The organism is Gordonia sp. (in: high G+C Gram-positive bacteria) (assembly GCF_052106715.1).
In the GTDB taxonomy this organism is placed as follows: Bacteria; Actinomycetota; Actinomycetes; order Mycobacteriales; family Mycobacteriaceae; genus Gordonia.
The window spans coordinates 81,935-104,809 of the sequence record NZ_JBQEDL010000013.1 but is presented as its reverse complement, the minus strand read 5'-3'; the positions used below and the strand labels follow the sequence as shown (position 1 = coordinate 104,809).

Annotated in this window: 10 protein-coding genes and 1 riboswitch; of the genes, 6 read left to right on the top strand and 4 right to left on the bottom strand. The window is 67.7% G+C overall.

The window, feature by feature from the left end:
- The first annotated feature begins 113 nt into the window (after positions 1-113).
- From prpB to ACTIMF_RS08985, 3 genes are read left to right on the top strand one after another with little or no spacing between them, the layout of a single operon-like run.
- A complete protein-coding gene (gene prpB / locus ACTIMF_RS08995) occupies positions 114-1,055 on the top strand; it encodes a methylisocitrate lyase (protein ID WP_442349939.1) in 942 nt (313 codons plus the stop codon).
- A gap of 3 nt (positions 1,056-1,058) precedes the next feature.
- Positions 1,059-2,183 (top strand): bifunctional 2-methylcitrate synthase/citrate synthase, encoded by a 1,125-nt coding sequence (locus ACTIMF_RS08990; RefSeq protein WP_442349938.1) that lies wholly within the window; start codon positions 1,059-1,061, stop codon positions 2,181-2,183.
- Positions 2,184-2,238: 55 nt separating this feature from the next.
- The gene (locus ACTIMF_RS08985; RefSeq protein WP_442349937.1) at positions 2,239-5,628 is read left to right on the top strand and encodes a pyruvate carboxylase; all 3,390 of its coding nucleotides are present in this window, start codon (positions 2,239-2,241) and stop codon (positions 5,626-5,628) included.
- A gap of 108 nt (positions 5,629-5,736) precedes the next feature.
- Here the strand turns inward: ACTIMF_RS08985 and metE are convergent, their stop codons facing one another.
- The 3 genes from metE to ACTIMF_RS08970 all read right to left on the bottom strand — a co-directional run bounded on the left by metE (position 5,737) and on the right by ACTIMF_RS08970 (position 13,698).
- Positions 5,737-8,016, bottom strand: a complete 2,280-nt coding sequence (gene metE, locus ACTIMF_RS08980; RefSeq protein ID WP_442349936.1) for a 5-methyltetrahydropteroyltriglutamate--homocysteine S-methyltransferase — start codon at positions 8,014-8,016, stop codon at positions 5,737-5,739.
- A gap of 134 nt (positions 8,017-8,150) precedes the next feature.
- A riboswitch (cobalamin riboswitch) is annotated at positions 8,151-8,367 on the bottom strand.
- Positions 8,368-8,409: 42 nt separating this feature from the next.
- Positions 8,410-9,948 (bottom strand): sodium/proline symporter PutP, encoded by a 1,539-nt coding sequence (putP, locus tag ACTIMF_RS08975; RefSeq protein WP_442349935.1) that lies wholly within the window; start codon positions 9,946-9,948, stop codon positions 8,410-8,412.
- Between the two features lie 213 nt (positions 9,949-10,161).
- Positions 10,162-13,698: a proline dehydrogenase family protein gene (locus tag ACTIMF_RS08970; protein ID WP_442349934.1), complete on the bottom strand. Its 3,537-nt coding sequence runs from the start codon at positions 13,696-13,698 to the stop codon at positions 10,162-10,164.
- A gap of 104 nt (positions 13,699-13,802) precedes the next feature.
- On the opposite strand from ACTIMF_RS08970, the gene ACTIMF_RS08965 reads away from it, so the two are divergent.
- Genes ACTIMF_RS08965 through ACTIMF_RS08955 form a run of 3 tightly spaced genes read left to right on the top strand, consistent with a single transcriptional unit; the run spans position 13,803 to position 17,250 of the window.
- Positions 13,803-15,440, top strand: coding sequence for a PucR family transcriptional regulator (locus ACTIMF_RS08965; RefSeq protein WP_442349933.1), 1,638 nt, complete (start codon positions 13,803-13,805; stop codon positions 15,438-15,440).
- Positions 15,441-15,500: 60 nt separating this feature from the next.
- The gene (locus ACTIMF_RS08960; protein ID WP_442349932.1) at positions 15,501-16,307 is read left to right on the top strand and encodes a sulfite exporter TauE/SafE family protein; all 807 of its coding nucleotides are present in this window, start codon (positions 15,501-15,503) and stop codon (positions 16,305-16,307) included.
- Positions 16,308-16,332: 25 nt separating this feature from the next.
- Positions 16,333-17,250: a mechanosensitive ion channel family protein gene (locus ACTIMF_RS08955; RefSeq protein WP_442349931.1), complete on the top strand. Its 918-nt coding sequence runs from the start codon at positions 16,333-16,335 to the stop codon at positions 17,248-17,250.
- A gap of 41 nt (positions 17,251-17,291) precedes the next feature.
- Here ACTIMF_RS08955 and ACTIMF_RS08950 read toward each other — a convergent pair whose 3' ends face one another.
- Positions 17,292-22,739 carry an ATP-binding protein gene (locus tag ACTIMF_RS08950; protein WP_442349930.1) on the bottom strand — a complete coding sequence of 1,816 codons (5,448 nt, stop codon included), beginning with the start codon at positions 22,737-22,739 and terminating at the stop codon, positions 17,292-17,294.
- Between the last annotated feature and the right edge of the window lie 136 nt (positions 22,740-22,875).

Genomic DNA, 22,875 nt, shown 5'->3' with positions numbered 1-22,875 from the left:
GCCGCGGCCACCGGGCTGTCCGGGCTCGGACCCGACGATCTCTGTGGCCTCAACGTCCGGGTGCTCGACGATGTGCTCGCCTCCGCGCCCCAGACCGGCGAAGGCATTCTCTGATGTCGGGACAGACGTACGGGCTGTTCAGCTCGGGTGTGAGCGACGCGGACAAGCGTGCGACGCTGCGCGCGGGCCTGGAGTCCGGCGACCTACTGCGCTGGCCGGGCGCGTTCAGCCCGCTCGTCGCGAAGATCGTCGCCGACGCTGGCTTCGAGGGCGTGTACGTATCCGGTGCCGCGCTGGCCGCGGACCTCGGCTTGCCCGACATCGGTCTGACGACTCTCACCGAGGTCGCCGCGCGAGGCGGATCGATCGCCCGCGCGACCGACCTGCCGACGCTCATCGACGCCGACACCGGATTCGGCGAGCCGATGAGTGCTGCCCGGACCATCACGACGCTCGAAGACGCCGGACTGGCGGGTTGCCACCTGGAGGACCAGGTCAACCCGAAACGGTGCGGCCATCTCGACGGCAAAGAAGTGGTGCCGACGCAGGACATGCTGCGGCGCATCGCCGCAGCAGTCGGCGCGCGGCGCGACCCGAACTTCATCGTCTGCGCGCGCACTGACGCCCGCGGTGTGGAAGGCCTCGACGCCGCGATCGACCGAGCGAAGGCCTACGTCGACGCGGGCGCCGACCTCATCTTCACCGAGGCGCTCGCCGACGAGAAGGAGTTCGAGACCTTCCGCGAGGCCGTCGACGCCCCGCTCCTAGCCAATATGACCGAATTCGGAAAGTCGGAGCTGCTCACCACCGATCAGCTCCGTGACCTCGGGTTCAACGTCGTGATCTATCCGGTCACCACTCTTCGGCTGGCGATGGGGGCCGTGGAGTCCGGACTGGCCGCCATCGCCGAGAACGGAACGCAGGCGGGCCAACTCGATGTGATGCAGCATCGCGCGCGGCTCTACGAGTTCCTCCGCTACTCCGATTACAACGCATTCGACCAGAACCTGTTCACCTACACCCGACCCCGGACCGACAGCAGATCAGGGAAGTGACCCATGAGCACAGAATCCACCCCGACCGTCTACAAGGGGCTCGCCGGAGTCGTCGTCGATACGACGGCCGTCTCCAAAGTAGTGCCCGAGACCAACTCGCTGACCTACCGTGGCTACGCCGTGCAGGACCTGGCGGCGAACTGTTCGTTCGAGCAGGTCGCCTACCTGCTCTGGTACGGCGAACTGCCGACCGACGCACAGCTGGCGCAGTTCACCCAGCGTGAACGGGCCAGCCGACGCCTCGACCGGTCCGCGCAGTCGGTGCTCGCGCGGACGCCGGACACCTGCCATCCGATGGATGTCGTCCGCACGATGATCAGTTATCTCGGCACCGAGGATCCCGATGAGGACTCCACCGATCCGGCGGCGCTGATGGCCAAGGCTCAGCGGATGTTCGCCATCCTCCCGACGATCGTCGCTGCCGACCTGCGTCGGCGTCGCGGACTCGATCCGATCGAGCCGCACCACGCGCTCGGGTACGCGGAGAACTTCTTGACGATGTGCTTCGGCGAGAGTCCCGATCCGGTGATCGTCCGTGCTTTCGAGAAGTCGATGATCCTGTACGCCGAGCACAGCTTCAACGCGTCGACGTTCTCCGCCCGGGTCGTCACTTCCACCGGATCGGACATGTACAGCGCCGTGACCGCAGCCATCGGCGCCCTGAAGGGGTCGTTGCACGGCGGAGCGAACGAGGCCGTCATGTACGACATGATCGACATCGACAGCCCCGACCGCGCCCGGGGATGGCTCACCGCCAAACTCGACGCGAAAGAGAAGGTGATGGGCTTCGGTCACCGGGTCTACAAGAACGGCGACTCGCGGGTCCCGACTATGTACGACGCACTGGTCGAGGTCTCCGAGCACCTCGGGCAGGACAAGTGGCTGCGCATCTACCGTGAACTCGAAGACGAGATGTCCTCGCGCACGGGCATCCTGCCGAACCTCGACTTCCCGACCGGCCCGGCCTATCACCTGATGGGCTTCGACATCGGTGCGTTCACGCCGATCTTCGTCATGAGCCGTATCACCGGGTGGACGGCTCACATCATGGAACAGGCGGCGTCGAACGCACTGATCCGACCGCTGTCGGCCTACAACGGCCCTCAGCAGCGCCGCGTTCCGGCCTGACGCGTCGTCGCAGCCCAACGGGGTACCGACCCCACGGAAAGGATCGAACACCACCATGTTCGCCAAAGTACTGGTCGCCAACCGCGGTGAGATCGCCGTGCGTGCGTTCCGTGCCGCCTACGAACTCGGGGCGGGCACCGTTGCGGTCTACCCGGAGGAGGACCGCAACTGCATCCATCGCACCAAGGCCGACGAGTCGTACCGGATCGGGGAGAGGGGGCACCCGGTCCAGGCCTACCTCGCCGTGGAGGAAGTCATGCGGGTGGCTCGCGAGTGCGGTGCCGACGCGGTCTATCCCGGATACGGGTTCATCTCTGAGAACCCGGATCTAGCCGCGGCCTGTACGCGGGACGGCATCACGTTCGTCGGTCCGAGTTCGCACGTCCTCGATCTCACCGGGGACAAGCAACAGGCGGTGACCGCAGCCCAGAATGCCGGACTGCCGGTGCTCGCAGGCTCGCAGCCGTCCTCGGACGTCGACGAACTGGTGGCTGCAGCGGCGGACATGGTGTTCCCGGTCTTCGTGAAGGCGGTCGCAGGCGGAGGCGGTCGCGGGATGCGGAGGGTCGCCGACATCGCCGACCTCCCGGAGGCGATCGGCGCGGCGTCCCGTGAAGCGGCGTCGGCATTCGGCAACCCGACGGTATTCCTCGAACAGGCCGTCGTGAACCCTCGACACATCGAGGTGCAGATCCTCGCCGACGCACAGGGAGACGTCGTCCACCTGTTCGAGCGCGACTGCAGTCTGCAGCGGCGCCATCAGAAGGTCGTCGAGATCGCACCGGCACCGAATCTGGCCCCCGAGCTTCGTGCGAAGATCTGCGCCGACGCCGTGGCCTTCGCCCGGCAGATCGGCTACAGCTGCGCCGGAACCGTCGAGTTCCTCGTCGACGAGCGCGGACAGCATTTCTTCATCGAGATGAATCCACGCATCCAGGTGGAGCACACCGTGACCGAGGAGATCACCGACGTCGACCTCGTAGCGGCGCAGCTGCGTATCGCCTCTGGCGAGTCGCTCGCCGACCTCGGGCTGAGTCAGGAGTCCATCGCGATCCGCGGTGCGGCACTGCAGTGTCGCATCACGACCGAGGATCCGGCGGACGGCTTTCGGCCCGCGACCGGGCGCATCACCTCCTACCGCGCACCCGGCGGCGCCGGCGTCCGGTTGGACGGGGCGGCGGCGCTCGGCAGCGAGATCACCGGTCACTTCGACTCCATGCTCGTCAAATTGACTTGTCGCGGAGCGGATTTCGCGACAGCTGTACGTCGTGAACGCCGTGCGCTCGCGGAGTTCCGAATACGTGGTGTCACCACGAACATCGGGTTCCTCCAGTCGGTGCTCGACGACCCGGACTTCCGAGCGGGCCGGATCACGACGTCGTTCATCGAAGACCGCCCGGATCTGGTGACAGCGCGACCGTCCGACGACAAGGGCACGAAGCTGCTGTCGTACCTCGCGGACGTCACGGTCCACCAGCCGTACGGCCCGCTTCCTACACCGGTCCACCCGCACACGAAACTGCCTGCGCTGACCGATGCGGAGCTCCGCGGTCCGCGGGACGGGTCACGGCAGCGGCTGCTCGAGCTGGGGCCCGACGACTTCGCCCGTGCGCTCCGTGATCAGCGGGCTCTTGCGGTGACGGACACGACGTTCCGCGATGCGCACCAGTCATTGCTCGCGACGCGGGTGCGGACGAGTGGTCTGTCCGTCGCGGCACCGTACGTAGCAGCCTCCACACCGGAACTGCTCTCGATCGAGTGCTGGGGTGGCGCCACGTACGACGTCGCGCTGCGTTTTCTCAAAGAAGACCCGTGGGATCGGTTGGCGCGGTTACGAACCGCGGTTCCGAACGTCTGCCTGCAGATGCTGCTGCGGGGCAAGAACACCGTCGGTTACACGCCGTACCCGGCGGAGGTCACCACCGCGTTCGTTCAGGAGGCCGCCGACACCGGTATCGACATCTTCCGGATCTTCGACGCGCTCAACAGTGTGGACGCGATGCGGCCGGCGATAGATGCGGTGAAGGAGACGGGTACGACGATCGCCGAGGTCGCGCTGAGCTACACCGGAGATCTGTCGAGTCCAGGCGAGAGCGTCTACACCCTGGACTACTACCTGCGTCTGGCCGAGCAGATCGTCGACGCCGGCGCGCATGTGCTCGCGATCAAAGACATGGCGGGTCTGCTGCGTCCGGCCGCGGCGCGAACCCTGGTATCGACCCTCCGCGAGAACTTCGACGTGCCGATCCATCTGCACACACACGACACTCCGGGCGGTCAGTTGGCGACCTATCTCGCGGCGTGGGAGGCGGGGGCCGACGCCGTGGACGGTGCGAGCGCCGCGCTCGCGGGCACCACCAGCCAGCCGTCCCTGTCGGCGATCGTCGCCGCGGCCGAGAACACCCCGTTCGACACCGGTATATCGCTGAGTGCGGTCTGCGCGATGGAACCGTACTGGGAGGCGGTTCGACGGGAGTACGCGCCGTTCGAGTCGGGGATCCCGGCACCGACCGGTCGCGTGTACAAGCACGAGATCCCCGGCGGCCAGCTGTCGAATCTTCGTCAGCAAGCGATTTCGATCGGGGTCGGAAATCGATTCGAGGCGGTCGAGAACGCGTACGCCGCCGCTAACGAACTGCTCCTGCGTCCGGTCAAGGTGACTCCGTCGTCGAAGGTCGTCGGAGACCTCGCGATCGCATTCGTGGCGCAGGGCGTGACGGCGGAGCAGTTCGCGGCCGATCCGTCGGCGTACGACATCCCCGACTCGGTGATCGGCTTCTTGTGCGGCGAGTTGGGGGAGCCTGCCGCCGGGTGGCCGGAGCCGTTACGGACGTCGGTCCTGGCTGGACGGGCGCGGCGTAGCCCGGACATCCCGCTGACAGCCGACGATCTCGAATCGCTGGCGGCTCCGGGGCCGGTCCGTCGGGATGTGCTCAACCGCCTGCTGTTCCCCGGGCCGACCGCCGACTACCACAGCCATCTGGAGACGTTCGGTGACACGTCTCGGTTGCCCGCGCACCAGTTCTTCTACGGTCTCCAGCCAGGATTCGAACATCGAGTGAAGCTACGTCCCGGGGTCGAGCTGTTGATCTCGCTCGAAGCGGTCAGCGAACCAGATGAGACGGGTTTGCGGACGGTCTTGATGACGGTCAACGGGCAGTTGCGGTCGGTCTCGGTTCGTGACCGCGGAGTGGATCCGGAGGTCGCCGCGGCGGAGAAGGCCGATCGCAACGACCCCAAGCAGATCGCCGCACCGTTCGGCGGAATCGCCACGGTGACGGTCGGAGCCGGCGACGCGATCACCGAGGGTGGGACCGTCGCGACCATTGAAGCGATGAAGATGGAGGCGTCCATCACGAGTGTGGTGGCAGGCACGGTGTCTCGTGTGGTGCGCACCGGCGCGACGGAGGTGGCCTCAGGCGACCTCTTGGTGGAGCTGGCATGAGCGTCGTCGCAGCCTGAGATACCGCTACACAACATCAATGCGTCTTAGCAGCCTGGGCCCAGGCTGCTAAGACGCATTGAGTGTGCGACGACCTAACTGAGGGTGCGACTAACGCACGGCGCGCGCGGCGGCAACCATGTTGGTCAGCGCCTCGGTGACCTCCTCGGTGGTGCGGGTCTTGAGACCGCAGTCCGGGTTGACCCACAGGCGGTCGGCGGGCACCGCGGCGAGCGCTTCGCGCAGCGAGGCGGTGACCTCGTCGGCCGCGGGCACACGGGGCGAGTGGATGTCGTAGACACCCGGGCCCACCTGGTTGGCGAAACCGATCCCGTTGAGGTCGGCGAGGACCTCCATATGTGAGCGGGCAGCCTCGATCGACGTCACGTCCGCGTCGAGGTCCGCGATGGCCCCGATGACCTCACCGAACTCCGAGTAACACAGGTGGGTGTGGATCTGGGTGGCGTCGGCGACGCCCGCCGTCGACAATCGGAACGCGGTGACGGCCCAGTCGAGGTAGGCGCTGCGATCTGCGGCCCGCAACGGCAGGAGTTCACGCAGGGCAGGCTCGTCGACCTGGATGATCGCCGTACCCGCCTTCTCGAGGTCGACGGTCTCGTCGCGAATCGCGAGAGCGACCTGATTGGCGGTCTCGGCGAGCGGCTGGTCGTCGCGGACGAACGACCACGCGAGGATTGTGACCGGACCGGTAAGCATGCCCTTGACCGGCTTGGCCGTCAACGACTGTGCGTACGCGATCCAGTCGACTGTCATCGGTGCGGGACGGACGACGTCGCCGAACAGGATCGGCGGACGCACGCAGCGCGAGCCGTACGACTGGACCCAGCCGTTCGCGGTCGCGAAGAATCCGTCGAGTTGTTCCGCGAAGTACTGGACCATGTCGTTCCGCTCGGGTTCGCCGTGCACCAGTACATCGAGGCCGATCTCCTCCTGCAGTGCAACGACATCGGAGATCTCGGCCTGCATGCGACGCGTGTACTCGGCGTCGTCGATCGCACCTGTGCGCAGCGCCTGACGGGCCTTGCGGATGTCGGTGGTCTGCGGGTACGAACCGATCGTGGTGGTGGCCAGTGTCGGCAGGTCCAACGCGGCATCCTGCACGGTGCGCCGTGCCGCCGAGTCCTCACGGGTCCAGTCAGCGGACGTGAGGGCGGCCAAGCGGGTGCGGACCGCTTCGACGTGCAGCCTCGGGTCGTTCGCGCGGCTCGCGAGCGCCGTCGCGGCGGCGTCGAACGCTTCGGACTGATCGGCGCGGCCGCTCGCGAACGCGCGTGCCAACGCGACCACTTCGGCGTGCTTCTCGCTCGCGAACGCGAGCCAGCCGCGGAGGGCGTCGTCCAGGCCGTCCTCGCCGGCGAGCGTATAGGGGACGTGCAGGGTGGAACACGACGTCGAGACCACGAGAGGCCCGACCGATCCGCGCAGTGACTCGAGGACGCCGAGCGCCTCGTCGAGGTCGGTGCGCCACACGTTGCGTCCGTCGACGACACCGGCGACGACGATCTTGTCACCGAGCCCCGCGGACGTCACGCTGTCGGTTCCGCCTGCAACCAGGTCGACGCCGACGGCCTCCACACCGGTGCGGGCGAGGGCAGCGACCGACTCGCGGGCGTCACCGAAATACGTCTGGACCAGGATGGCCGGCCGAGCCGAGACCTCAGAGAGCGTCGAGTAGACGTTCTCGGCGAGCGCGGGCAGATTCTCGACGGCGTCGGTCACCAGAATCGGCTCGTCGATCTGTACCCACTGGGCACCCGCCTCGGCGAGACGCCGGAGAAGGTCGACGTACAACGCGACGACCTCGTCGAGTCGGGTCAACGGTGCCGCGGCTCCGTCGACGGCCTTCGACAGCGCGAGGAACGTGATCGGACCGACGACGACCGGTCGACCGTCGACCCCGTCGGCAGCCGCTTCGGCGAGCTCCGCCAGAACCTTGGTCGCGTCCAGTGCGAATGTGGTGTCGGGGCCGATCTCCGGGACGATGTAGTGGTAATTCGTGTCGAACCACTTGGTCATCTCCAGCGGCGTCACGCCGTCGGAGCCGCGGGCGGCCGCGAAGTAGCGGTCGAGCGGATCGCTGATCGTCGTGGCGCGGGGCGGCAGCGCACCGAGCATCACCGCGGTGTCGAGAACCTGGTCGTAGTACGAGAACGTGTTGACCGGAACCGAGTCGATACCGGCGTCGATGAGGGCGCGCCTGCTGGTCGATCGCAGATCGGCGGCGACGGCTTCGAGGTCGGCGCGATCCGACCGCCCGGCCCAGTAGGCTTCGACGGCTCGTTTGAGCTCGCGATTCGCACCGATGCGGGCGGTGCCCGGAACAGTCGCGGTGAACGGTGGGGCAGTGTGTGTCGTCGTGTCGACGGACATGTGTACTTCTTCTCCTGCAAACAGTGTTGACGGCCGTCGCCCGACAGAAGATGCATTCCGACCCGGGCACGAGAACGCTCGAACCCGTGACGGAGTCATCGCCTGATCCACGAGGCGGACAGCCACCGAGCACGGCGTGCCCGGTACGACAGGCAGGTCTTCGGGCTCGTCGGCGTGCGCTGCGCGCTCCTACTGGTCGTCGCTTCCCAGGCCCGATGCCTCGGGTCCAGTGCATGTGACGACGGTCGTTCCGACATACCGCTGCGGGTCAGCTCCGGATTCGCACCGGATTCCCTCTTCTCGACGCCCGAAGAACGAATCACCGGGCGAACCTGTTGCGGAGCCGAGTCTAGCGAGGTCGCCGCACTTTTCACATTCGCCGAATCCTCTGCGTTAAACCCTGGCGTCGACGGCTGCCGTATCGGTGTCCTTCGCCTTCGCCAACGCTTTCGCGGCGTCGAACTCGGCGTCGATCTCCGAGTTGGGCCGGTATGTGAACAGGCTGAACGTGACGGCTACGACGAAGCTCGCGAGGACCCCGGGCACGATCTCGTACATGTCCTCGCTCAACGATGACTGGCCCCACGCGTAGGCGACGACCGCGCCCGTCACGATGCCGGCGAGGGCGCCCCACGTGGTGAGGCGTCGCCAGTACAGGGACAGCACGATCGCCGGTCCGAACGCTGCGCCGAAGCCTGCCCACGCGAACGCGACCAGGTCGAGGATGCTGTTCGACGGCGAGATCGCGAGCACCGCGGCGATCACGGCGATGGCGAGGACGCCGAGACGTCCCAGCCGGACGTAGGTGATGTCGCTGAGCTCTCGTCGTCCGGTCTTCGCCGCCACCAGTTTGTAGAGGTCCTCGATCAGCGCAGACGAGCAGACGATCAACTGGGACGAGATGGTCGACATGATCGCTGCGAGAACCGCAGCGAGCACGAGGCCTGCGATGAACGGATGGAACAGGATCTGCGACAGTGCGAGGAAGACGGTCTCGGAGTCTTCGGGAGCCTCGGTGGTGTGCTTGGCGAAGTATGCGATGCCGACGAGCGCGGTGCCGACGGCACCGACGGCGCATGCGAACATCCAGGCGATACCGATCCGCCGCGCGGTGCCCGCCTCGGCGGGCGAGCGCAACGCCATGAAGCGCACGATGATGTGCGGCTGCCCGAAGTAGCCGAGTCCCCAGGCCGCCGACGAGATGATCGCGACGACCGAACCGCCTGCGAAGAAGCTCAGGTCGTCGGGATCCACCGCACGGACACCGTCGATGGTCGCTCCCACGCCGCCCAGGTTGATGATGCCGATGATCGGTACCGCCAGCAGAGCGATGACGACCAGGACGCCTTGTGCGACGTCGGTCAACGATGCACCGAGGAAGCCGCCGAACAGGGTGTACACCATGGTCACGGCCGCCACGATCAGCATGCCGACGGTGTAGTCCACGCCGAACGCGCTGTCGAAGAACTTGCCGGAGGCGACCATCCCGCTCGAGACGTAGAACGTGAAGAACACCAGGATTATGACGCCGCAGGTGATGCGGAGGATGCGCGAGGAGTCGCGCAGACGTGTCTCGAAGAAGCTCGGGATCGTGATCGCGTCTCCCGCGACCTCGGTATACGCGCGCAATCGCGGCGCCGTGACCTTCCAGTTCGCCCACGCGCCGATCAGCAGACCGATCATGATCCACGACTCGGAGAGCCCGGACACGTACATCGCGCCCGGCAGACCCATCAGCAGCCAGCCCGACATGTCCGACGCGCCCGCGCTCAGCGCGGCGATCCACGGCTTGAGACCACGGTCGGCCAGCATGTACCCGTCGAGGTTGTTCTTGGTCTTCCGGTACGCGTAGAACCCGATGCCGAGCATCGCCGCGAAGTACAGGACGACGGCGAAGATCTGGAATGCTCGGCCGTCGGACGCTACTGACATCGGGACTCCCTCTCGTATTCGATCGAAGACACAGGCGCGATCACCGATTCGTCAGGTCGTACGTCGTCACCCTACGCACGACACTGAGCGTATGTGATTCACGTCTCGTCATTCGGGAGATTCTGCCGCCCCGCACGTGTGTCCGGCATGTGGGGTCGAACGAATCGCAACCACGGTATTCGTTCGAATGCACGAAGCGTCACGCGGGTCGAGTCATCGGGGTGTGGTCAATTCGGCTGCGAGCAGGTGGAACGGCCGGTTCGGATTCCCGAAGCGGTGCAACGTCATCGACACCGCCTGCTCGTGGAGCCAGTGGCGCAGCTCGACTCGTCCCGACGAGGTGACGGCGTCGTCGAGCAGTGCGATGTCGGGCCGAGCAGCGACGGCGGCCAGGACCGACGGGGCAGACGAGCCCACGAGGCGGACTCGCGGCACCTCCAGGCGCGCGATCGCATCGGCGAAGTCGGTGTCGGTGGCCGGTGCGACCGGCATGCCGAGCGCGGTGGCTGACTCGACGACGGCGGCCGTCGTCGAACTCGCGTCGGGCGCGATGCTGACGCGCACTCGCGCGCCCGATCGTGCCGCGGCGGCGATCAGTCGTGCAGTCGGCGCGGGCGTCGCGTCCTCGGACACGCGCAGGACGACGTCGGCCCCGCGGTAGCGGAAGACGTCGGCCTCGGCGCCCAGGCCGGTCTCGTCCCGGCCGACGCCGAACTCGGCAGCCCAGGCTCGGTCGTCGTCGGCCAGCGCTCGTACCAGCCACGCGTGTTCGGCGTCGGTGACGCAGGACTCGACGGATCGAGCGAACGCGGCGATCGCCGGAGTCTGTGGAGGCGACTGCGGTGAGCCGTGCGCCGGGGCGTCCGCCCACGTGCCCATCAACATCAGGTAGTTCGGTCCGCCGGCCTTGGAGCCGAGTCCGACCGACGATCGCTTCCAGCCGCCGAACGACTGGCGGCGCACGATGGCCCCGGTGATCGAGCGGTTGACGTAGAGGTTTCCCGCCTCGACCCGGTCGAGCCAGCGGCGCGTCTCGCGGGTGTCGAGCGAGTGCAGCCCGGCGGTGAGCCCGAAGTCGGTGGCGTTCTGCAGCGTCAGTGCGTGGTCGAGGTCGTCGGCGCGCATCAGTCCGAGCACAGGGCCGAAGCATTCAGTGAGATGGAAGAACGAACCCGGTGCGACTCCGTCCTTGATGCCCGGCGACCAGAGTCGGCCGGTGTCGTCGAGCGCACGTGGCTGCAGCAGCCACGACTCGCCTGGCTCCAAGGTGGTCAGGGCGCGGATCAGCTTGTCGCTCGGCGGTTGGGTCAACGGCCCGACGGTCGCCGCGAGATCGGTCGGCCACCCGACGACCATCGAGGACGCGGCGTCGATGAGCTGCCTGCGGAATCGTTCGGACGAGTACACGCTGCCGACGAGGATCCCCAGCGATGCCGCCGAGCACTTCTGCCCGGCGTGCCCGAACGCACTGTGCACCAGGTCGGCGATCGCCAGGTCTCGGTCGGCGGACGGGGTAATGACCACAGCGTTTTTGCCGGATGTCTCGGCGTTGATGCGCAGGTCCGCGCGCCACGACTGGAACAGTGCCGCAGTCTCGGACGCGCCGGTCAGGATGACGCGATCGACGTGCGGATGACTGATGAGGGCGCGACCCGCCTCGCCTTCGTCGGGGAACACCGCGTGGCACACCTCGCGTGGGACGCCTGCGTCCCACAGCGCCTCCATGATCGCCGCGGAGCACCGTGGCGTGGGCGCCGATGGCTTGTGAATCACTGCGGCGCCGACTGCGAGCGCCGCGAAGGTGCCGCCCGCGGGGATGGCGATCGGGAAGTTCCACGGCGGTGTCACCACGATCACCCGGTCGGGGGTGAACACCGCGCCGTCGATGCGGTCGAGCTCGAGCGCCTGATGCGCGTAATAGCGGGCGAAGTCGATGGCCTCGGAGATCTCCGGGTCCGACTGCGCGACGGACTTGCCTGCCTCCGCCGCAGCGAGTGACACGAGGTGCCCCCGACGTCGAGACAGGAGGTCGGCGGCGCGATACAGGACGGTGGCGCGTTCGGATGCGGGTCGCGCGGCCCATTCGACTGCCGCGGTGCGGGCGCGTTCGACGAGACCGTCGACGTCGGCCGCGGCGAGCGCGGGCGGAACGCTCTGTGCGTCGAGCCACCCCGGTGTCGCGCTGCGAGCGATCGACCCGCGTGCCCAGGCCTGATTCGCGGGCAGCGCCGGATCGGTGTCGGGCTCGTTGGCGAACGGGGGGAGTTCGTCGGCGCTCGACAGGGGGGCAGGCAGGGCCGCCGACTCCTCGGCCGTGCGATCCTGCCGGTGGTTGGGCTTCGGCGCCCGGTCCGAGTGCTCGTCGATCATCGCTCGCAGACCGTCGATCGCAGCGGAGAAGCGGCCCTCCTCACGACGGTGGACGTCGCTGCCCGGTGTCAGCTCGAAGATGCCCGACATGAAATTCTCCGACGCGGCGTTCTCCTCGAGACGGCGCACCAGGTACGAGATCGCGACGTCGAACTCGGCGGGTTTGACGGTCGGCACGTACAACAACAGTCGGCCGACGTCGGCGCTCACCACTTCGGCCTGCTCGGTGGCCATGCCTTGCAGCATCTCGAACTCCACCCGGTCTGCGACGCCGCGCGCGTCGGCGAGCAGGTGGGCGAAAGCAATGTCGAAGAGGTTGTGTCCGGCGACGCCGAGACGGAGCCCGGCCATCCGGTCGGATGTGCACACCCAGTGCAGGACCAGCTTGTAATTGGCGTCGGTCGCGGCCTTCGACGCGCAGGTCGCCGTCGGCCATCCCGCGATCTCGGCGTTGACGGTCTCCATCGCCAGATTCGCGCCCTTGACCAGGCGCACCTTGATGCCGGCACCGCCAGCGGCGACGCGCTCGGAGCCGAATGCGGACAGTCGCTGCACGGCACCGAGTGCATCGGGCAGATACGCCTGCAGGACGATGCCCGCCTCGTAGTGACGCAGTTCAGGCATCGACAGCAGTCGGGTGAACACCGCGATCGTCAGTTCGAGGTCGCGGTACTCCTCCATGTCGAGGTTGATGAACTTGCTGCCCGCAGGCGCGGCAGCGGCCTCGCGGTACATCGGTGCCAGACGGTCGACGACGTAGTCGACGGTCTCCTCGAACGCCCACATGGAGACTTGGGATGCGATCGACGACACCTTGATCGAGACGTAGTCGACGTCGTCGCGGCGCAACAGTGCGCGCGCGTCGGCGAGGTGATTGTCGGCCTCGTCGTCGCCGAGGACGGCCTCGCCGAGGGGATTGACGTTCAGGTGGTGATCACCGGCTCGCAGCGTCTTCACTGCTTTCGTGAACGGCTTCTCGCGCGCGTCGACGATCATGTGACCGACCATCGCGCGCATTCGTGCGCGAGCCACCGGGATGACCACCTTCGGGATCCGACGCGACAGCGCGGCGCCCGAGCGCAGCTGGAGCCGGTCGAAGGCGCTCAGCGACGCGGGCGCGTCGGCGACGATCTCGGCGAGGGCGGTTCCGGCCGCGGCGGTGTCCTCGGTCCCGATCACCCGGTCGACGAAACCGACGGTGAAGTCGAGTCCCTTCGGGTCGGAGAGGACGGCGGCGAGACGTCGAGCGGAGGCGTGCGGCCGGGCGTTGTGGACGCCTGCCTCGGTGAGCCACCGAGTCACCTGCCGACGCGTGCGGTCGGCGAGGTCGGCGAGGTCCGTCGCGTCGGTGTCGTGCTGGTAGTCGTGCGCAATGGTCATGTCTGTCAGTACAGTCTCTCGGCGTGACCCCGGCCTCGTGCATCTGAACAACAGTTTCGGCCGTTACTTGTTCGAATCTCTGAATGCGCTGACAGAATGTGTTCATGCCGGAATTCGAGGGGATGTCGCTGTCGGAGCTGATCGACTCGCTCGACACCGCCGTCGACTGGGCGGTGATCAGCGGTGGTCAGGGCGCACGCCCCGATGATGCATCGGGAGTCGTCGACGTCTCGATGATCGACGCCGACGACATCGATGCGGGCGCCTGCGCCGCGACCGATCTCGTGGTGCTCGTCGGGGTCGACGCGGACGGGGTACGGGGCTGGCTGTCGCGACAATCGGACCCTCGGCCCCGCGCAGTGCTGACGAAGGCGTTCGCCGGACCAGCGCAGGCGCGGCCGGTGGCGGACGAGTCGGGCGTCGCGATCGTCGGTGTCCACACCCGCGCGCGGTGGGACCGGATCCTGGGACTCGTGCAGGCCGACCTGAATCGAGGGCGTGAATCGGCTGGACACCCCGGCGATCCGGAGACTCCCGTCGACGTGGACCTCATCGGGCTTGTCGGGTTGGTGGCGCGGGGGACCGGTGGCCTCGTGTCCATCGAGGACGCGACGAGCGCGCGGGTACTCGCGTACTCACCGTCGAACGGCGAGGCCGACGATCTACGGGTGCAGACCATCCTCGGTCGGGAGGGCCCGCCGACGTACCTGGCGTTGCTCCGCAAGTGGGGCGTGTTCGACGCGATCCGGCGCGGCGGTGAGGTGGTCGACGTGCCCGCTGACGAGGAGCACGCGATGCGGCGCCGCCTCGTGATCGGCGTGCACAGCGGCGCGGGCAGACACCTCGGTTCGATCTGGGTCCAGGAGGGCGCGGTCGCGCTGACGTCCGACTCGGCCGAGGTGCTGGCGGGCGCGGCTTCCGTCGCGTCGCGGATCCTGACCAGGGCGATGCAGGCGCCGTCGGCGGAAGCCCAGCTTCTGCAACGACTCTTCGGTGAACACGGTGGGATCGACGCCTCGTCGGCAGGCGCCTATCTCGGGTGGGCGGTCGACGAACGCGCCGCGGTTATCGGTATCGCCGCGGACGGCGGGTCGCTCACGCCCACCGACGCGATCGCCGCCGTCGGCGGAGCCATTCGGCTGCACGCGAGCGCGTACGCGACGTCGGCGCTCACCACGTTGATCGCCGAGCGCGCGTACATCCTGGTGCCCGCCGCCGACGTCGCGCCGATCACCCGCTGGGTCGGTCAGCTGGTCGCCCGGTTCGACGGCGACCCTGTGTTGGGCGGCGGGCGCCTGCACGCGACCGTCGTGTTCCCGGTCGACGGGCTGGCCGAGGTCGCCCGGGCTCGCCGCGAGGTCGATCGGGTGTTCGCCGCAACCCGCTCGGGCGGAGCCGATCGGGTGACGACGCTCGCCCAGGCGCGCACAGCGGTACTGCTCGGCGAGATCCTCGACGCGCTCGTCGACCGCGACCAACTCGTCGACCCCCGGGTGACCGCCATGGTCGCGTACGACACCGAACGCACTGCGCACCTGGAGGAGAGCGTTCGCGCCTACCTCGACGCCCACGGCAACGTCCGCGATGCGGCGAACCGGATCGGCGTCCACGCGAACACACTCCGCTACCGCGTCGACCGAGCCCGTCAGGTGTCCGGACTCAACCTGGACGACCCTGCCGAGCGTTTGTTGAGCGCCTTGCAACTCGCGTTGCTGGACCGCCGTCGACTCACCGCGGGTTGAGCCAGGCAACTACTCAGACAAGTAGAGAACTGCTCCTCAGACAAGTGCTACTGTTTCGCCGTGAAGAATCCGGAATGGACAGGCGTCGAGGCGGGCATCGGATTCACCGGCGGAGCGATCGGAGGACTCCTCGGCGGTGGCAGTGGCGTGTTCTACGTACCGGCGCTCGAACGCACGACGACGCTGTCTCGGCACGCGCCGCACGGCACGGCGGGAGCAGCGAACATCGCGGTCACCGGCGTCGGTGCGGCGGTGTTCGCTGCAATCGGCGGATCGGTCGACCTGCGCGCAGGGGCGGGGATGGCGCTCGGTGCGACCGTCGGCGGACTGTTCGGCGCTCGACTGGTCGTCGCGATCCCGCAGCGTCCGCTGCGTTGGCTGTTCGTCGCGATCCTCGTGGCTACGGGGGTCAAACTCATTCTCGATGCGACGGGTCTGGGATTGTCGTCGGGGTCGGCTCGCATCTCCGACGAGATGATCGCGAATCTCGCGTACACGATCCCGGTGTCGCTGGCGTTCGGTGCGGTGATCGGTGCGTGGGCCGCCGGTATGGGGTTGGGCGGCGGTCTCCTCGCCGTTCCCGTCCTGATGCTGTTCTTCGGCTCCGACCTATCGACGGCGGAAGGCACGTCGCTGCTGATGTTCTTCCCGAACGCGATCGTCGGGACGTACGGGCACATGCGGCAGGGCACAGTCGACCGCAGGCTGGCGACGATTCTGAATCTCGGGGCGCTTCCGGGGGCGGCGGTCGGCGTGCTGTGCGCGCTCGCCGTCGACGCCGCAGTGTTGTCGATCATCTTCGCAGCGTTCGCCATGGTTATCGCGGTGCGCGAGGTCCGGCGACTCATCGGGGACCTGCACACGTGACGGGGTCGTACGTACGGTCGACACCATGACTACTCAATCCCTTGCATTCGAATGGACGGAGACCAATAGAGCGTGGCTGATCGAGACCCCGATCAGGATCGCGTGCTTCATCGTCGCTGCACTCGTGATCCGGTGGCTGTTGTTCCGCGTCATCGACCGGGTCACCAAGCCGCGGCCGGCGCGCGAAGAGGGCGGCATGCGCCTGACGAAGGGGCTGCGTGAGCGATCGGCGGCGCGTAGCCCCAACGCCAGTGCTCGCCGGACGCAGCGAGCCAAGACCATCGGCTCGGTCCTCAAATCGACGGTGTCGGTCGTGATAGTCGTCTGGCTGGTGCTGTCGATCCTGTCCGAACTCGACGTCAACATCGCGCCGTTCATCGCGTCGGCCGGCATCATCGGCCTCGCCATCGGCTTCGGTGCGCAGCACCTTGTCGCAGACATCGTGTCGGGCGTCTTCATGATGATGGAGGACCAGTACGGTGTCGGCGACATCGCCGACTTCGGTGAGGTGATCGGCGAGATCGAGTCCGTCGGTCTGCGCATCACCACCGTCCGCGACATGGACGGCACCCTCTGGTACATCCGCAACGGCGAGATCGAGCGCGTGGGCAATATGAGTCAGGACTTCGCGGTCGCACGTCTCGAAGTCCCCGTCGCCGTCGACGCCGATCTCGAACAGGCGCAGACCGTCGCCCTCAGCGCGGCGAAGCAGGGCACGCGGGACAGCGAGATCGTCAGCGAAGTCCTCGGCGAACCGGAGATGCTCGGCGTCCAGGAGGTCACCTCGTCGCACGCGATGCTGCGCATGACGGTCACGACCAAGCCCGGTGCCCAGTGGGGCGTGCAACGACACCTACGCAGTCGCGTCCTCGGCGAGTTCGACCGAGCGGCGATCAAACTGCCGATGCAGTCCTGGGGCGAGGCGCTCGCCGGGCCGAGGTAGAGGTCTCGACTTCGCTCGACCAGCGAGGGGCTCGGGGCGGGCTACCGGGTGATCGCCTCGATGATCTGCGGGCGGAGATCGGCCGCAGCTATCACGGCGTCGACGGAACCGACGCGGACGGCGCGGTGGATGTCGTGGACGCCGTCGAACTCGGCGGCCATCTCCGAGATCTTCTCCGCCCGCACCGAGGTGCGCAGTTCGTCGAGTTCGGCGGTGAGCGACGCGCGCTCGGGGCCGGACACATCCGAGGCTCGCTCGGCCAGCTTGTGCACGCGCGGATCCTTCTCGGTGCGCATGCCGACCTCGCCGGCGAAGACGACCGCGGCGGCGGGAGCGCCGCCGAGGACTGACGCGAACGAGCCGTCGATCGCCAGCACCGTCATATTCGGGTTCAGCGCTTTCGAGAACACCACGAACGCACCGCCGTGGTAGCGGGAGATGACGCAGAAGACGATCGGACCGTCGAAGTTGATGATCGCTCGACCGATCTCGGCGCCGTACTCCAACTGCAGCTTGCGCAGTGACTCGGGGGAGCCGTCGAAGCCGGACAGGTTGGCCAACACGACCACCGGGCGATTTCCGCTGGCGGCGTTGATCGCGCGGGCGGCCTTCTTCGACGACTGCGGGAACAAGGTGCCCGCGCTGAAAGTGTCCGGGCCGTCGGTCGGCAGGAAACCGCGGCGGCTGATCGGCGTCGACTCGATGCCGATCAGGGTGACCGCGTTGCCACCGACGTGCGTGTCCTGCACGACGACCGTGTCGGCGTCGCCCATCCCGGCCCAGCGTTCCTGAACGGGCAGGTCCTGGTCGACCACGGCACGCATCACCGAGCGGATGTCGAACGGCTTCTTACGGTCCGGGTTCGCCGTCGCCGAGAAGATCTCGCCGACCGTCGTGAACTCGCTGCCCTCCAGGTCATGCGGGAACTCGGAGATGTCGCGGTCGATCGGGTCCGACGACTCCGCAGCGCGCGGAGCATTCTCACCGGGCACCACATAGCTGTGCTCGTAGTGGCTCATCACGATGTCGATGGCCGACGTCAGGTCGGGCGCCCAGTACTGCGCCTCGCCGTTCGGGCCCATCACTCGGTCGTACCCGCCGATGCCGAAGTTGTCCTCGGCAGACACGCCGCCGGAGAAGTCCAGTGCCTGTTTGCCGGTCAACACCATCGACGAGTCCGGGGTCATCACGAGGATGCCCTTCGTATGCATCAGCATCGTCGCCTCGGCGTTCCAGTACGCCTGTCCGCCGACGTTGATGCCGCTGACGACGATGTTGATCTCGCCGCCGACCTGCGTGAACTCGACGATGCGCTTGAGTGTCGCTGCCACCCAGTCGAGGTTCTCGGTGCCGGAGTCCATGCGGACCGCCGCACCGGACGACAGCGCGTACCACTCGACGGGAAGGTGCAACTCCTCGGCGAGATCGAGAGCCGCCGTGTACCGGCGGCACTCCGGCTCGGTCAACGCACCGAGCGCCTTCGTCGGATCGCCGAGCATGACGACGCGCTGCACGCCCTCCGGGTACTTCTGGGTCGGAGTGCTCACGACACCGACGACGACCGCCGCGGAGTTGGCGCCCTTGGGTCGGTCGACCGGGCGCAGAGCGTCGTCGACCAGGTCGTACTCGGTGAAGTCGCCGAGCTTGTCGACCAACTCGTACGGGTAGACGGTGCCGCGACTAGCCGCCTTCAACACCTTCTGGCGGTACTCGTCGAACGGCTCGACCGGATCGTCGTTCGGCTCGCCGACCACGACCGTCGGGGCACTCGAGTCGAAGGTGATCCGAACGGCGACCTTCGACAGTGTGCGGGTCTTCTTGTCGCGCTGGCGACCGATCAGTAGGACCTCTTCGAGCCCCGCGCCGTCGACCGACGCCGTCTCGATGGTGTGCTGCACGATGCGCCGCAGAGCATTGTTCGACACGTCGATCGACGGCCAGATGTACATGACGATGCGGTTGGTGTTGAACCGCTTATTGGACGGGCGCTCGGTCTGTGCGCGGCGGATGGCGTCGACACACGTGGCGAACGTGGTCTCGGCGGTCGGCAGCGTCAGGAGTTCGCCGTCGTCGGCGACGGCGGTCAGGTCACGGATCTGAGCGAACGCGATGAGCCGGTCGTCTGCGGGATTGGTCGTGGCGACCGCGCGGAACAGGTACACCTCTTCGTCGTCCGATGACGACAACCGCGTCAGGTCGAACTTGCGCAGGCGCTCCATCTGCATGCGGCGCGCGATGTGCGGATGGAGGCCGCGGATCAACCGGTCTTCGGTCAACCCGGTCGCCGATTGCCGGAAGGTGAAGTGGTGGTGCATCGTGTCGTCGCCGCGACCCGCGACGGTCGCGGTGATCCGGTGGACCGACTCGGGCAGTGTGCCCGCGCTGATCACGTCGTACAACGCTGCGGCGCGCTCGTCGAACGATGCGGGCTGATGCTCCCACCGCAGGTAGATGTCGGCGTCCAACGACGGGGTGTCCGCCGCTAGGTCGACCAGACCCTGCAGTGCATCGGCCAGGTCGTCGAAGCTCGCGGCCACCGACACCAGCGTCGACCCGTCGCGTTCTGCGACGACGAACGTGCACCCACCGGTGCGATGCGACGCGATCTTCGCGACACCCTTGTTGCCGTAGTACCGACGCGTCAAGACTTCGAGCATGACGGCGTCGTCGAGGTCGTCGTTCTCGAGGCGTTCACTGAGGATCGACACGAGCGGCTCGGTGCTGCGGACCATGTCGGCGATGCGGTCGGCGCGGTCGGCGGCCTGCGGGTCGGCGTCGAGGACGGCGAGATGTTCGCGGACCCGGGTGTAGACGGCGTCGCGGGTACGACGCAGACGCGGCTGCCCGTACCAGGCGTGCAGTACACCTCGCGCCAGATCGGCGACCACCGGGAGACGGCCCTGGGCCGCGGCGACGAGGCGCTCGAGCGACCGGCCGGTCGCGTCGCTGTCCTCATGGTCGGGTGCGGGCTCGCTCAGCCAGCGGCGCAGGACCGCGGTGACCACCGGAATCGTCTCGGCCTGACGGCCCAACGCCAGGAAGATCCGGAACACGGCTTCTTCCAGATCCGGGGTGCGCTCGAGTTCGTCGACCCCGTAGTGCTCCAACGCGTACGACAGCTTCTTCTGGAAGCGGTCGGGGACGGCGGCGACGTCGACGTCGAGGCTCTGCAGATAGGTGTGGAAGTGCTCGCGAGCGCTGTGCACGCGAGCGTCGCTGACGGACTCGTCCGACGGCCGCTGTTCGGACAGCGCGGCGATATCGCCGAACACGGTCACCAACTCGGTCTCGGCTTCGTGCGGCGCGAAGCCGCTCGCGACGGCGTCGTCGCGGGCCGCCAGATAATCCGACAGGAGGCGGCCGTTGTCGGCGGGGTCGCCGTCGAAGCCGAGCAATAGGCCGCGGAGGTCTTCGAGACCGCGAGCGAACAATTCGTCGGTGCCGACGGGGTCCGGAGTCTCCGGGAGGTCGAGCGCCGCGGCGGCGGACGTCGTCTCGGCGGCTTCGGCGTCGTCTTCGATCGGCTCCAGGCGCAGCAGCGCGACGCCGGTCTCCACCTGGGCTCCGACCGAGACCGCGCATTCTTTGAGACGCGCCTTGAACGGTGCGCGCAGGACGGTCTCCATCTTCATGGACTCGAGGACGAGCACGGGATCACCCGCCTCGACCTCGGCACCGACCTCCAGCGGTGTCGCGATCACCAGAGCGGGAGCCGGTGCGCGGACCACGCCGCCTTCGTCGCGGCTGACGCGGTGGGTGATGCCGTCGACGTCCACCAGGTGGATCGGACCGTACGTGTCGGTCAGCAGTCGATAGCGGATACCGTTGATCCGGACCTGGCCCGCGTGCGTGTCGAAGCGTTCGAGGTCGACGTCGGCGGTCCGCGAGTCCTCGCCTGCCTCGACGACGATACGGAAGCGATGCGCGCCGACGCGGGCGACGCGGACCCGATAGGTGACACCGCGGAGCTTGAAGTCCAGTGGGCGACCGCTCTCGTGGTTGACCTGCGGGCGTCCGCCCGACGCGGTGACGAACAGGCGGGTCCGCTCGGCGAACTCCTCCTCCTCGTAGGCGTCGATGGCGGCCGCGGCGAGCGCGACGGTCGAGTGCTGGTGGGAGACGAGACGGCCTTCGTCGCGGACGCGATCGATCCATCCGGTGTCGGCCGAGCCGTCGATGACTTCGGGCTGATTGAGCAGTTCGAGGACGAAGCTCTTGTTGGTCGCGCCGCCTTCGATGATGACGCCGGTGCGGCTCATCGCGCGCCGCAAGCGGCCGAGCGCCTCGTCGCGGTCGCGGCCGTAGGCGATGACCTTCGCGATCATCGAGTCGAAGTCGGCGGGGATCGTGTCGCCCTCACTGACGCCGGTGTCGACGCGGATGCCGGGGCCGGTCGGGAGGTTGAGGCGGGCGATCCGTCCGGGCGCGGGGGAGAAGTCGCGGTCGGGGTCCTCGGCGTTGAGTCGCGCCTCGATGGCGTGCCCGCGCTCGACGGGCTTGTCTCCCTCGAGTCTGTGGCCGGATGCGACGTGCAGCTGCGCACGGACCAGGTCGAAGCTGTTGGTCAGCTCGGTGATCGGGTGCTCCACCTGCAGACGGGTGTTGACCTCGAGGAAGGCGAACAGCTTCTCGCCCGGGTGGTAAAGGAACTCCACCGTCGCGGCTCCGCGGTAGCCGACCGCGTTCGCGAGTCGCTCGGCCGACGTCTTGACCTCGTCGGCCTGCTCGTCGGTGAGTACCGGCGACGCGGACTCCTCGATGACCTTCTGATTGCGTCGCTGCACCGAGCAGTCGCGGACGCCGAGCGCCCACGCGGTGCCCCGCCCGTCGGCGATCACCTGGACCTCGACGTGGCGCGCGCCCGTGACGAGGCGTTCGAGGAAGACGACACCGCTGCCGAAGGCGCGCTCGGCCTCCTCGCGGGTGCGCTGATAGGCCTCGACAAGTTCGCTGTCGTCGGACACCTTGCGGATGCCGCGACCGCCGCCGCCCGCGGTGGCCTTGAGCATCAGCGGGTAGCCGATGTGCGCCGCGGCCTCCTTGGCCTCCTCGACGTCGTTGACCGGCCCGCGACTCCACGGGGCGACGGGGACGCCGACCTCTTCGGCGAGCAGCTTGGCACCGATCTTGTCGCCCAGCTTGTGCATCGCCTCGGCGGACGGACCGATGAACGTGACGCCGATGCGGTCGCAGAGTTCGGCGAACGCCGGATCCTCGGCGACGAAGCCCCAGCCGACCCACGCCGCGTCGGCGCCCGACTCGACCAGCGCCCGTTCCAGGACCGCCATGTCGAGGTAGGGCCGGGCGGACGCCGGGCCGAGGTCGTAGGCGATGTCGGCTTCCCGGACATAGGTAGAGGCGCGGTCCACATCGGTGTGCAGGGCGACGACCTCGATCGACTCGCCGGTCTCGGCGCTGAGGTCTCGAACGGCATTGATGAGGCGCATGCCGGCCTCGCCTCGGTTCACGATCGCGATGCGCTTGAACACGCAGTGCTCCTTGCTGTGGGGGAAGTCGGGTCGGGCTGAGTGGTTGGTCGGTCGTGTGCTCGGCAGGAGTCACACGACATAGTGCCGTGGACGATTGTCGCAAGTTCGATGTGCGGGCGGCCACCTTTTCAGGTGT